The sequence below is a fragment of the Streptomyces sp. S.PNR 29 genome (assembly GCF_030386795.1).
GTDB lineage: Bacteria > Actinomycetota > Actinomycetes > Streptomycetales > Streptomycetaceae > Streptomyces.
In genome coordinates, this window is record NZ_JANUQM010000008.1 from 79,689 (window position 1) to 92,229 (window position 12,541).

A 12,541-nucleotide genomic window follows, 5' to 3' on the forward strand; every position below is an offset into this window, starting at 1 on the left:
CCCGTCACCGCAGGAAGGCGGCGGCGACGCCGGCGTCGACCGGGACGTGCAGGCCGGTGGTGTGCGTCAGCTCGCCGCCGGTCAGCGCGAACACGGCGTTCGCGACATGTTCCGGCAGCACCTCCCGCTTGAGGATGGTCCGCTGGGCGTAGAACTCGCCCAGCTTCTCCTCCGGCACCCCGTACACAGCGGCCCGCTGCGCACCCCAGCCGCCGGCGAAGATCCCGGACCCGCGCACGACCCCGTCCGGGTTGACGCCGTTGACCCGGATGCCGTGCTCGCCCAGCTCGGCCGCCAGCAGCCGCACCTGGTGCGCCTGGTCGGCCTTGGTCGCCGAGTACGCGATGTTGTTCGGGCCGGCGAAGACCGCGTTCTTGGACGCGATGTAGACGATGTCGCCGCCCAGCCCCTGCGCGATCATCACCCGCGCCGCCTCGCGCGAGACGAGGAAGGAACCGCGCGCCATGATGTCGTGCTGGAGGTCCCAGTCCTTCGCCGACGTCTCCAGCAGCGGCTTGGAGACGGAGATGCCCGCGTTGTTCACCACCAGGTCGACGCCGCCGAACGCCAGCGCCGCCGCCTTGAAGGCCTCGGCGATCTGCTCCTCGGAGGTGACGTCCACGGTCACGGCGACGGCCTTATCCGGTCCGCCCAGCTCCTCGGCGACCGCGGCGGCGTTGTCACCGTTGAGATCCGCGACCACGACACACGCGCCCTCGGAGACCAGCCGGTGCGCGATCGCCTTCCCGATCCCGCTGCCCGCGCCCGTGACCAGCGCGACGCGCGTGGCCAGCGGCTTCGGCTTCGGCATCCGCCGGAGCTTGGCCTCCTCCAGCGCCCAGTACTCGATGCGGAACTTCTCCGACTCCTCGATCGGCGCGTACGTCGACACCGCCTCCGCCCCGCGCATCACATTGATCGCGTTGACGTAGAACTCGCCGGCCACCCGCGCCGTCTGCTTGTCCTTGCCGAAGCTGAACATGCCCACCCCCGGGATCAGCACGATCGCCGGGTCGGCACCGCGCATGGCGGGGGAGTCGGGCAGAGCGTGCCTCTCGTAGTAGGCGGCGTACTCCTCCCGGTACTCGGCGTGCAGCTCCCTCAGCCGTGCGATCGCGTCCTGAAGCGGGGCCGTCGCCGGCAGGTCGAGGACCAGCGGCCGGACCTTCGTACGCAGGAAGTGGTCGGGGCAGGAGGTGCCGAGCGCGGCCAGCCGCGGGTGCTCGGCCCGCGCCAGGAAGTCCAGCACGACGTCGGAGTCGGTGAAGTGTCCGACCTGCGGTTTGTCCTCGGAGGCGACGGCACGGACGTACGGCGCCAGGGCCGCCGCCCGCTCCCGCCGCTCCGCCTCGGGCAGCGCCTCGTACCCGTCGATCACCGGACCGAAGGGTTCCGGCTTGCCGCGCTCGGCGAGGAAGGCCTCGGCGGTGCGGATGATGTGCAACGAGTTGCGCTCGCACTCCTCGGACGTGTCACCCCACGCCGTGATGCCGTGCCCGCCGAGGATGCAACCGATCGCCTGCGGGTTGGCCTCCTTCACCGCCGCGATGTCCAGCCCGAGCTGGAAACCGGGCCGCCGCCACGGCACCCACACCACCGAGTCGCCGAAACACTCGGCGGTCAGCTTCTCCCCGTCGGCGGCACACGCGAGCGCGATACCGGAGTCGGGGTGGAGATGGTCGACGTGCGCGGCGTCCACGAGACCGTGCATCGCGGTGTCGATGGACGGAGCCGCACCGCCCTTCCCGTGCAGGCAGTAGTCGAACGCGGCGACCATCTCGTCCTCGCGCTCGACGCCCGGGTAGACGCCCCGCAGCGCCCGCAGCCGATCCAGCCGCAGCACGGCCAGCCCGGCCTCGGTCAGTGTCCCGAGGTCACCACCGGACCCCTTCACCCACATCAGCTCGACGTCACCACCGGTGACGGGGTCGGTGTCGGTGCCCTTGGCGGAGGCGTTGCCGCCGGCGTAGTTGGTGTTGCGGGGGTCGGAGCCGAGCCGGTGAGAACGCGCGAGGAGGGCGGCGGCTTCGGGGTGGGTCGACATGAGATTCCAGTCCTATCTGAATGAGGTCTGAATGAGGTCTGAATGAGGGTCGGGACATGCCCTTGGGGGCGCGGGGAACTGCGCGACCAGCCATGAACGGCCCGCAGTCCGCAGACGACAGAGCCCGGCAGACGCTTACGCCCCCCAACCGGCCTGCTGTCCACCAACGCGCTCCGAGGCGATCTTCTCCGCCCACCCGGACCGCTGATACGCCACGATCGGGTCGGGGTCCAGCCCCATCTCCTCCCGCACCTCACGAAGCAACGGCCGCACATCCGTGTTGTACGCATCCATCAGCACGGCGTTGGCGCCGAGGACGTCACCGGAGGCCTGCGCCGCGGCCAGCGCCTCGCGATCGACGAGCAGCGCCTTCGCCGTCGCCTCCTGCACGTTCATCACCGACCGGATGATCGCGGGGATCTTCGCCTCGATGTTGTGGCACTGGTCGAGCATGAAGGCGACGTCGGGGGAGAACCCACCCCCGCGCACCACCTCGTACATGATCCGGAACAGCTGGAAGGGATCGGCGGCACCGACCATCAGGTCGTCGTCCGCGTAGAACCGCGAGTTGAAGTCGAACCCGCCGAGCTTCCCCTCCCGCAGCAGCGTGGCCACGATGAACTCGATGTTCGTCCCCGGGGCGTGATGCCCCGTGTCGACGACCACCTGCGCCTTGGGGCCGAGCTTCAGACAGTGGACGTACGCCGTCCCCCAGTCCGGCACGTCCGTCGTGTAGAAGGCCGGCTCGAAGAACTTGTACTCCAGCAGCATCCGCTGCCCGTCACCCAGCCGCTCGTACACCTCGGCCAGCCCCTCGGCCAGCCGGTCCTGCCGCGCACGGATGTCGTCCTGGCCGGGATAGTTCGTGCCGTCCGCGAACCACAGCTTCAGGTCCCTGGACCCGGTGGCGTCCATGATGTCGACGCACTCCAGCAGATGATCCACGGCCTTGCGCCGCACGGAGGCATCCGGGTGGCAGATGCTCCCGAGCTTGTAGTCGTCGTCCTGGAAGGTGTTGGAGTTGATCGCGCCGAGCCGCACGCCACGCTCCTCGGCATGCTTGGCCAGCGCCGCGTAGTCGTCGACCTTGTCCCAGGGGATGTGCAGGGCGACGGTCGGGGCCACGCCGGTGAACTCGTGCACCTTGGCCGCGTCGTCCAGCTTCTCCTGAGGCGTGCGCGGGACACCCGGTTGCGCGAAGACCTTGAAGCGCGTTCCCGAGTTCCCGTACGCCCACGACGGCGTCTCGACTGCCTGGGTCTTGAGAGCGGCCTTCACCGCGGCGAGCTCGGTCACTTCGGGGCTCCTGTGACATCGGGTCGGAAGGTGTTCTGAAACGGTCTACCGAAACGCTTACCTGTGAAACGATTCAAGAGGCGAAGCTATGAGCCCCCCGAAGGGGTGTCAACCCCCACGACCAAGCCTCTTGCTCGTGACCTGGGCGTGACCTTCTGGCGTCGAAATTTTTTCGACACGAACCCATTGACGTGACATGGGCTGCATGCCTAACGTCCCGGCAACCCAGTTGAAACCTTTCACGACGCCGTGAGGGCCGTCCCGCCGGCGTCGTCGAGGAGCCTCCATGACCCACCCGTCCGACACGGGTCCGGCCCCGGTTCTTGCGCTCAGGGACATCTCGAAGTCCTTCGGCGCGGTCCGCGCCCTGCGGGACGTCTCCCTTGAGCTGTTCGCCGGGGAGGTGCACGCCCTCGCCGGGGAGAACGGCGCGGGCAAGTCGACCCTCATCAAGACACTCGCCGGAGTGCACCGGCCGGACGCCGGCCAGGTGCTGCTCGCCGGTGAGCCGGTCGTCTTCCACGGCCCCGGCGACGCCCGCGACGCCGGCATCGCCGTGATCTACCAGGAGCCGACCCTCTTCCCCGACCTGTCGATCGCCGAGAACATCTTCATGGGCCGCCGGCCCAAGCGCGCCTTCGGCCGCATCGACCACAAGGCCACCCACTCCGCCACCGCCGCCCTGATGCAGCGCCTCGGCGTCGAACTCGACCCCGACCGCCCCGCGCGTGGCCTGTCCATCGCCGACCAGCAGATCGTCGAGATCGCCAAGGCGCTCTCCTTCGACGCCCGCGTCCTCATCATGGACGAGCCGACCGCCGCCCTCACCGGCAGCGAGGTCGCCCGCCTCTTCGGCGTGGTGCGCACCCTGCGCGAACAGGGCGCCGCCGTCCTCTTCATCTCCCACCGGCTGGAGGAGATCTTCGAGATCTGCCAGCGGGTGACCACCCTGCGCGACGGCGCCTGGATCGCCAGCGAACCGCTGGACGGGATGACCGAGGACGACCTCGTCCGGCGCATGGTCGGCCGCGATCTGGACGAGCTCTACCCCAAGCAGGACGTGCGGCCGGGCGAGGTCGCCCTGAGCGTGCGCCGGCTGACCCGCGAGGGCGTCTTCACCGATGTCTCCTTCGACGTGCGGCACGGCGAGATCGTCGGCCTCGCCGGACTCGTCGGCGCCGGACGCACCGAGGTAGCCCGGGCCGTGTTCGGCATCGACCGCTGGGACGCCGGCGAGGTCTCCGTGGACGGCAAGGCCCTGGTCAACGGCGCCCCGTCCACCGCGATGGCCGCCGGGCTCGCCCTCGTCCCGGAGGACCGGCGCGCCCAGGGACTGGTGATGGACATGTCCATCGAGCGGAACATCGGGCTCACCGGACTTCGTACGACCGTCAGGGCGGGGCTGATGGACCGGGGCGCCGAGCGCAGCCGCTCCCTCGACTGGGCGGTCAAGCTCCAGGTGAAGTACGCCCGGATCGCCGACGCCGTCTCGACCCTGTCCGGCGGCAACCAGCAGAAGGTCGTCCTCGCCAAGTGGCTCGCCACCGGCCCCAAGGTGCTGATCGTCGACGAGCCGACCCGCGGCATCGACGTCGGTACCAAGGCCGAGGTGCACCGGCTGCTCAGCGAACTGGCCGCCGACGGCGTGGCCGTCCTGATGATCTCCTCCGACCTGCCCGAGATCCTCGGCATGGCCGACCGCGTGCTGGTGATGCACGAGGGCCGGCTCACCGCCGAGATCCAGCGCTCCGACGCCACCGAGGAAACCGTGATGGCCGCAGCCACCGGGAGGGCCGCCGCATGACGGTGACCACCCCTCAGCAAGCCCCTGTCGCAGAGGTGCCCAAGTCCAGTGGCACCCGGCTCGTGGACCGCGTCTTCAAGATGCGCGAGCTGGCCATCCTGGTCGTCTTCCTGGCGATGATCGCGGTCACCCAGGCCGGCAACAGCGAGTTCCTGTCCGAGCAGGGCATCAAGGACCTGCTGCTGAACGCGACCATCCTGGTCCTGGTCGCCACCGGCCAGTCCCTGGTCGTCATCACCCGCAACGTCGACCTGTCGGTCGGCTCGACGCTCGGCATCAGCGCCTTCGCCGCCGGTACGTACCTCCAGGGCGGCGGCGACTCCGTCGTGGCCGTGCTCCTGGCGGTCCTGATGGGCGTCGGCTTCGGCCTGCTCAACGGTCTGCTGGTCAGCTTCGGGCAGGTTCCGGCACTCGTCGTCACCCTCGGCACGATGTACATCATCCGCGGCATCGACTCCATCTGGGTGGGCTCCCGCCAGATCACCGCCGCCGACCTGCCCGGCGGATTCGTGGACTTCGGATCCGGGGGCGTCTCCGCGGTGCCATGGCTGGCGATGATCGCCCTCGCCGTGCTCGTGGGGACCGCGTACTACCTGAAGCACTTCGGCAGCGGCCGTGAGCTGTACGCCCTCGGCTCCAACCCGGAGGCCGCCAGGCTGGCCGGCATCGCGGTCCGCAAGCGGATCCTCGTCGCGTACACCTTCTGCGGCGCCCTCGCCGGGCTCGCGGGCGCGATGTACCTGGCCCGGTTCGGCAACGTCGACTCCGGCACCGGCAACGGATACGAACTCACCGTCGTCAGCGCGGTCGTGGTCGGCGGCGTGGTCTTCACCGGCGGCTCCGGCAGCGTCTACGGCGCGGCCCTCGGCGCGCTGCTGCTGACCTCCATCAACAGCGTCCTGCCGGCCCTCGGCGTCAGCTCCGTCTGGGTCCTCGCCATCAACGGCATCCTGCTCATCCTCGCCATCGCCGTCGACCGGATCGTCGCGCTGCGCGTGGCCTCCGCACTGAAGAAGAGGAACGCCCGCCATGGCTGACTTCTCCCTGAGCCGAGCGATCCGCTGGGACACGGTCGTCGGCGCGCTCCTGATGGTCGTGCTCCTCCTGTCCTTCGGAACGGTCGACGGTTTCGGAAACGCTCTCAACCTGTCGTTCCTGATCGGCAACACCCTTCCGATCGCGCTGATCGCCCTGCCGATGACGCTCCTGGTCGTCTCGGGCGAGATCGATCTCTCGGTCGCCTCCACCGCCGGTCTCTCCGGCGCCGTGATGGGTGCGCTGTGGAACCAGGGCATGACGATCGAGACGATCATTCCGATCTGCCTGGTGCTCGGCGTGGTCTGCGGGCTGATCAACGGTCTGCTGGTGACCAGGCTGGGACTGCCGTCCCTCGCCGTCACCATCGGCACCCTCGCCGCCTACCGGGGCATCGCACAGATCGTGCTCGGCTCCGACGCGGTGACCGACTTCCCCACCCAGTACCTGGACTTCGCGGCCGGACGCATCGGCGACACCTTCGTCCCGTACGCCTTCCTGCCCTTCCTGGTCCTGCTCGCGATCGCGGTGGTCGCGCTGCACGCCACCCCCTTCGGGCGGTCGCTGTTCGCGATCGGCGCCAGCGAGGAGGCCGCGCGCTTCGCCGGAATCCGCGTCAAGCGGCAGAAGCTGATCCTGTTCACGGTGACCGGGCTGATGGCCTCCCTCACCGGCATCTTCTGGGCGCTGCACTACGCCAGCGCCCGCTACGACAACGCCACCGGGCTCGAACTCTCCGTCGTCGCCGCCGTATTGCTGGGCGGCATCGACTTCGACGGCGGCAAGGGCACGCTCGGCGGCGCCATCGCCGGGGTGTTTCTCCTCGGGGCGCTGCAGAACGTGATGAGCCTGCGGGACGTCTCCGCCCAGTCGCAGATCGTCGTCACCGGAGTACTGCTCGTCCTCTCCGTGCTCGGCCCCCGGGTCGCACGCCAGATCTCCGTCGCGAGGGCCGGGCGCAGAGCCGCCTCAGCGCCGGTGTCGAAAGCGCCCACGCCCACCTCGTAGGGGGCGCCCCGACCAACCTCGTCATCGCTCACCCTCGTAAGGAACCCACCATGCGCAAGTCATCCCTCCGTCGTGCCTGCGCGGCCCTCGCCGCCGGAACCTCCCTCGCCCTCGCCCTGACCGCCTGCGGCGGCACCACCAAGAAGGACGTGGCGAACGAGGGCGGCTCGGCCGCCGCGGCCGGCAAGGCCGACCCCAACGCCGAACTGAAGAAGGGCCTGACCGTCGGCTTCCTGCCCAAGCAGGTCAACAACCCCTACTTCACCTCCGCCGACAAGGGCGGCGAGAAGGCCCTGACCGAGCTGGGCTCCACGTACAAGGAGGTCGGCCCGTCCAGCGCCACCGACACCTCCGGCCAGGTCTCCTACGTCAACACGCTCACCCAGCAGCAGGTGGACGCCATGGCCGTCTCCGCGCAGGACCCCGGCGCCCTGTGCACCGCGCTCAAGCAGGCCATGAAGAACGGCATCAAGGTCGTCACGTACGACTCCGACACCAAGCCCGACTGCCGCAACGCCTTCGTCTCGCAGGCCTCCGCCGAGGACCTGGGCCGCACCGAGGTGCAACTGCTCGCCAAGCAGATCGACTACAAGGGCGAGATCGCGATCCTGTCCGCCGCGCAGACCGCGACGAACCAGAACACCTGGATCGACTTCATGAAGGACGAGCTGAAGAAGCCCGAGTACAAGAACATGAAGCTGGTGAAGGTCGCGTACGGCAACGACGACGCCCAGCAGTCCTTCCAGCAGACCCAGGGCCTGCTCCAGGAGTACCCGAACCTGAAGGGCATCATCTCCCCGACCACCGTCGGCATCAAGGCCGCCGCCCAGTACCTGTCCGGCTCCAAGTACAAGGGCAAGGTCAAGCTGACCGGCCTCGGCACCCCCAACGACATGCGCAAGTACGTCAAGAACGGCACCGTCGAGGCGTTCGAGCTGTGGGACCCGGCGAAGCTCGGCGAGCTGGCCGCCCGTACCGCGGTCGCCCTGTCCTCCGGACAGATCACCGGCAAGGAGGGTGAGACCTTCAAGGCGGGCTCCATGGGCGAGTTCACCATCGGCAAGGACGGCGTGATCAGCCTCGGCAAGCCGACCGTGTTCGACGCCAAGAACATCGACCAGTTCAACTTCTAGTCCCCGGGAGGGTGTTGATGCAGCGCGTGTGCTTCCTGCTGAAGGTACGGGCGGACCGCCTCGACGAGTACCGCGAGCGGCACGCCGCCGTCTGGCCCGAGATGCTCGACGCCTTGCAGGCGACCGGCTGGCGCAACTACTCGCTCTTCCTGCGCGAGGACGGCCTGCTGGTCGGCTACCTGGAGACCGAGGACTTCGAAGCCGCCCTGGCCGGCATGGAGGCCACCGACGTCAACGCCCGCTGGCAGGCGGAGATGGCGCCGTTCTTCGAGTCGTTGGACGGCGCCCGGCCCGACGAGGCCATGAAACCGCTCACCGAAGTGTTCCACCTCGCCTGACAATGGAGTCCCCGAGATGAACAGACGTACGCTGCTGGGCGCCGCCCTCGCCGGCGCCGTGGTGACCCCCGCCCTCGGCTCCGGCACCGCCCGCGCCGCCGACCCCGGCCCCTCGGTCACCCGGCTGGGCACGACCACGCTCGACAGCCAGGCCATCTTCTTCGTCTCGTACGACGGCCTGGTCAACAACAACTCGTTCCAGAAGAACGGCCTGCTGACCTACAAGGGCTACCAGTACGCCGTCTGGTACACCGCCGACCGCAACGCGGTCGTCGGCCGCCGCGTCCTCGGCGGGAGCACCTGGTCCACCGTCAAGGTCGGTCACACGCTGCGGTACGACGACTCCCACAACGTCATCTCCATGGGCGTCTCCAAGGTCGACGGCCGCCTCCACCTCAACATGGACTCGCACAGCGACGGCTTCACCTACGTCAAGTCGGTGGCCGGGCTCATGGACAACCCCGCCGGGCTGAGCTGGACCACGAGCCGCTTCGGCGCACCCCAGTCGACGCTGGACGGACTCGCGCTCACCTCGCAGTTCACCTACCCGCAGTTCATCTCCACGCCCGATGGCAAGCTCCAGCTGAGCTACCGCGTCGCCGTCTCCGGCAACGGCCGCAACGCACTCGCCGAGTACGACGGCACGAAGTGGACCAACCTCGGCGAGTGGACCAGCTCCACCGGCACCTACACCAGCGAGCACGGCTCCTCCACCGCCCGCAACATGTACCTGCACGGCATCGACTACGACATCAACGGCCGCCTGCACGCCTTCTTCACCTGGCGTGAGCAGAACGGCGCCGTGATGTGCAACAGCGGCGGCATCACCAACCACGACACCGGCTACGTCTACTCCGACGACCGCGGCCGCACCTGGCGCAACAACGCCGGCACCGTCGTCGGCACCACCGGCGGCTCCGACAGGGTCTCCGTCACCGACAGCGGACTCGTGGTGGACCCGCTGAACCCGGACCACTCCCTGATGAACCAGGAGAGCCAGTTCACCGACTCCGCCGGCCGCCCGCACGCGATCATCTCCTACGTCCCCGGCCGCTTCGGCCAGTGCACCACGAACTACGTCGCCGACCGCACCGCCAACGGCCGCGCCTTCCACGTCCGCAAGAACGCCTCCGGCACGTGGCAGAAGACCGAGATCCCCGTCCCGCTCAACTCCAGCCAGCGCACCAAGCTGATCCTGGACAAGTACGACAACGCCTATGCGATCTTCCCGTTCGGCCGGATCGCCGGCGCCTCGGCCGCCTCCGGGTACACCGACTGGAAGATCCTGTTCGACGGCAGCGGTCTGAACGCCTTCGGTGAGGTCGTCATCGACGAGACGCGGGTCGCACAGGACGGCGTGCTGTCCTTCATGTACCAGGAGAAGTCCAGCGGAACGACACCCTCCGCGCTCCATGTCATCGACTTCCGGCTGCCCGCCTGACCGAAAGTCGCAAAGGGGCGGCATGACGGTAATGTGAAGGCCTTCCGGCCGCCCCCCGTCCCCTTTGGAGGTCCCTGTCCGATGGCCCAGTCGGTGGGTATCAAGGACGTCGCCCGCGCCGCCGGAGTCTCCGTGGGCACGGTCTCGAACGTCATCAACCGTCCGGACACGGTCGCGACCGAGACCCGCGCGCGCGTGCAGTCCGCGATAGACCGGCTCGGCTACGTCCGCAGCGAGTCCGCGCGTCAGCTGCGCGCGGGCCGCAGCCGGATCATGGGGCTGCTCGTCCTCGACATGGGCAACCCCTTCTTCGTCGACGTCGCCCGTGGCGCCGAGCGGGCCGCGCGCGAGGCGGGGCTCGGCGTGATGGTCTGCAACAGCGCGCAGAGCGCCAGTGAGGAGGCCGAGTACCTGTCGCTCTTCGCCGAGCAGCGGGTGCGGGGCGTGCTGCTCACTCCGGCCGACGCGACCGGCCGCAACATCAAGACGTTCCGCCGGCACGGCATCCCCTTCGTCCTCGTCGACCGGGTCGCCGAGGGCACCACCGAGTGCTCCGTCTCCGTCGACGACGTCGCGGGCGGCGCCCTGGCCGTACGCCACCTGGTCGACGCCGGGCACCGCTCCATCGCGTACGTCAGCGGCCCGCCCGGCCTGAACCAGGTGCGGGACAGACGCACCGGCGCCCTGAACGCCCTCGCCGAGGCCGGCCTGGGCCCCGAGGCGCTGCGGGAACTGCCCACCGAACGGCTCGACGTCGCCGCGGGCCGGGACGCCGGCGCCCGCCTGCTCGGCCTCGCCGACCGCCCGACCGCCGTGTTCTGCGCCAACGACCTGCTCGCCCTCGGCGTGCTGCAGGCCATGTACGCGGCCGGCGTCGGAGTCCCCGACGACCTCGCCATCGTCGGCTACGACGACATCGAGTTCGCGGCCGCCGCGGCCGTCCCGCTCACCTCCGTACGGCAGCCCGCCGTCACCATGGGCGTCATGGCCGCCGAGCTGCTGCTGGAGGAGACGGAGGCGGAGAGCAGGGGCACGGCGCACGAGCACCGGCGGGTCGTCCTCCAGCCCGAACTGGTGGTGCGCCGTTCCAGCCTGTCCGCCCGCTGATCCGTGGAGCCCTGTTGACTGCCAGCTACCGTCAGCCCGGCCTGGTACTCACCGACCGCCGTTTCACCGTGCCCCTCGACCACGACGCCCCCACGGGCGAGACGATCGAGCTGTACGCCCGTGAGGTCGTCGCGAGCGACAAGGCGCACCAGGACCTGCCGTGGCTGGTCTACCTCCAGGGCGGCCCCGGCTTCCGCGCCGACCGGGTCCTGGGCAGGCAGGCCTGGCTCGGACGCGCCCTGCGGGAGTACCGCGTCCTCCTCCTCGACCAGCGCGGCACCGGCCACTCCACGCCCGCCGGCCGGCAGACGCTCCCGCTGCGCGGCGGACCCGCCGAACAGGCCGACTACCTCACGCTCTTCCGTGCCGACTCCATCGTCCGCGACTGCGAGGCCATCCGTCCCGAGGTCACCGGCGGCGCCCCCTGGACCGTCCTCGGACAGAGCTTCGGCGGCTTCTGCACCGTCACCTACCTGTCCATCGCGCCTCAGGGCCTGAACACCGCAGTGATCACCAGCGGACTGCCCTCCCTCGACGCCCATGCCGACGACGTCTACCGGGCCGCCTACCCGCGCATGGAACGCAAGACCGCCGCGCACTACGCCCGCTACCCGCAGGACGTCGGACGCGCCCGCCGTATCGCCGACCATCTGCTGACGCACGACGTCGTCCTGCCGAACGGCTACCGGCTCACCGTCGAGGCCTTCCAGTCCCTCGGCACTCTCCTCGGCACCGGCAACGGCAGCCACCGCCTCCACTACCTCCTGGAGGAGGCCTTCGTCCGCACCCCGCAGGGCACCGCACTGTCCGACGTGTTCCAGGAGCAGGCACAGTCCCTGCTGTCGTACGCGAGCCACCCGCTGTACGCGCTCGTCCACGAGGCGATCTACGGCCAGGACGAGCGGCCCACCGCATGGTCGGCCGAGCGGGTCCGCGCCGAGTTCCCCCGGTTCGACGCCGCCAAGACGCTCGCGGGCGACGAACCGCTGCTGTTCACCGGCGAGTCCGTCCACCCCTGGCTGTTCGACTGCGACCCGGCACTGCGTCCGCTGCGCGAGACCGCCGAGCAGCTCGCCGCCCGTACCGACTGGCGGCCCCTGTACGACCCTGCCCGCCTCGCCGCCAACGAGGTGCCGGCCGCGGCGGCCGTCTACCACGACGACCTGTACGTCGACACGGCGCACTCCCTGGACACCGCGCGGACGATCCGCGGGCTGCGCACCTGGGTCACCGACGAGTTCGAACACGACGGCCTGAGGGCTGGCGGACCGCGCGTCCTGGACCGGCTGCTCGCGCTTGCGCGGGACGAGGTCTGATGTCAGCGCCGACGGCTAG

General features: G+C 69.7%; 10 protein-coding genes. 8 read left to right on the plus strand and 2 right to left on the minus strand.

Annotated elements, in window-relative coordinates; genetic code table 11:
• Positions 1-4: 4 nt before the first annotated feature.
• Both NW895_RS21875 and rhaI read right to left on the minus strand, forming a co-directional pair.
• The gene (locus NW895_RS21875; RefSeq protein ID WP_289937467.1) at positions 5-2,044 is read right to left on the minus strand and encodes a bifunctional aldolase/short-chain dehydrogenase; all 2,040 of its coding nucleotides are present in this window, start codon (positions 2,042-2,044) and stop codon (positions 5-7) included.
• Between the two features lie 135 nt (positions 2,045-2,179).
• Positions 2,180-3,340 (minus strand): L-rhamnose isomerase, encoded by a 1,161-nt coding sequence (rhaI, locus tag NW895_RS21880; protein WP_289937468.1) that lies wholly within the window; start codon positions 3,338-3,340, stop codon positions 2,180-2,182.
• Between the two features lie 286 nt (positions 3,341-3,626).
• On the opposite strand from rhaI, the gene NW895_RS21885 reads away from it, so the two are divergent.
• From NW895_RS21885 to NW895_RS21920, 8 genes are all read left to right on the plus strand, one after another.
• Positions 3,627-5,144: a sugar ABC transporter ATP-binding protein gene (locus tag NW895_RS21885; RefSeq protein ID WP_289937469.1), complete on the plus strand. Its 1,518-nt coding sequence runs from the start codon at positions 3,627-3,629 to the stop codon at positions 5,142-5,144.
• On the plus strand, positions 5,141-6,181 hold the full coding sequence (locus tag NW895_RS21890) for an ABC transporter permease (protein WP_289937470.1): 1,041 nt from the start codon (positions 5,141-5,143) through the stop codon (positions 6,179-6,181). Before NW895_RS21885 ends, NW895_RS21890 begins: the two co-directional genes overlap by 4 nt.
• Entirely contained in the window at positions 6,174-7,187 is a 1,014-nt protein-coding gene (locus NW895_RS21895; RefSeq protein WP_289937471.1) for an ABC transporter permease, read from the plus strand. The genes NW895_RS21890 and NW895_RS21895 overlap by 8 nt, the downstream gene beginning before the upstream one ends.
• A 50-nt stretch (positions 7,188-7,237) precedes the next feature.
• Positions 7,238-8,320, plus strand: coding sequence for a rhamnose ABC transporter substrate-binding protein (gene rhaS / locus NW895_RS21900; RefSeq protein ID WP_289937472.1), 1,083 nt, complete (start codon positions 7,238-7,240; stop codon positions 8,318-8,320).
• Positions 8,321-8,337: 17 nt separating this feature from the next.
• A complete protein-coding gene (locus NW895_RS21905; protein ID WP_289937473.1) occupies positions 8,338-8,658 on the plus strand; it encodes an L-rhamnose mutarotase in 321 nt (106 codons plus the stop codon).
• 16 nt (positions 8,659-8,674) lie between these two features.
• Positions 8,675-10,099, plus strand: coding sequence for a BNR repeat-containing protein (locus NW895_RS21910; RefSeq protein WP_289937474.1), 1,425 nt, complete (start codon positions 8,675-8,677; stop codon positions 10,097-10,099).
• Between the two features lie 81 nt (positions 10,100-10,180).
• Positions 10,181-11,206: a LacI family DNA-binding transcriptional regulator gene (locus NW895_RS21915; RefSeq protein WP_289937475.1), complete on the plus strand. Its 1,026-nt coding sequence runs from the start codon at positions 10,181-10,183 to the stop codon at positions 11,204-11,206.
• 14 nt (positions 11,207-11,220) lie between these two features.
• Positions 11,221-12,522 carry an alpha/beta fold hydrolase gene (locus tag NW895_RS21920; protein WP_289937476.1) on the plus strand — a complete coding sequence of 434 codons (1,302 nt, stop codon included), beginning with the start codon at positions 11,221-11,223 and terminating at the stop codon, positions 12,520-12,522.
• Positions 12,523-12,541 lie beyond the last annotated feature (19 nt).

Excerpts from the sequence above, each read along its gene's own strand:
- NW895_RS21910 (WP_289937474.1), top strand. The coding sequence starts at position 8,675 with ATGAACAGACGTACGCTGCTGGGCGCCGCCCTCGCCGGCGCCGTGGTG.
- NW895_RS21875 (WP_289937467.1), bottom strand. The coding sequence starts at position 2,044 with ATGTCGACCCACCCCGAAGCCGCCGCCCTCCTCGCGCGTTCTCACCGG.
- NW895_RS21885 (WP_289937469.1), top strand. The coding sequence starts at position 3,627 with ATGACCCACCCGTCCGACACGGGTCCGGCCCCGGTTCTTGCGCTCAGG.
- NW895_RS21905 (WP_289937473.1), top strand. The coding sequence starts at position 8,338 with ATGCAGCGCGTGTGCTTCCTGCTGAAGGTACGGGCGGACCGCCTCGAC.
- rhaS (WP_289937472.1), top strand. The coding sequence starts at position 7,238 with ATGCGCAAGTCATCCCTCCGTCGTGCCTGCGCGGCCCTCGCCGCCGGA.
- NW895_RS21915 (WP_289937475.1), top strand. The coding sequence starts at position 10,181 with ATGGCCCAGTCGGTGGGTATCAAGGACGTCGCCCGCGCCGCCGGAGTC.
- NW895_RS21890 (WP_289937470.1), top strand. The coding sequence starts at position 5,141 with ATGACGGTGACCACCCCTCAGCAAGCCCCTGTCGCAGAGGTGCCCAAG.
- NW895_RS21895 (WP_289937471.1), top strand. The coding sequence starts at position 6,174 with ATGGCTGACTTCTCCCTGAGCCGAGCGATCCGCTGGGACACGGTCGTC.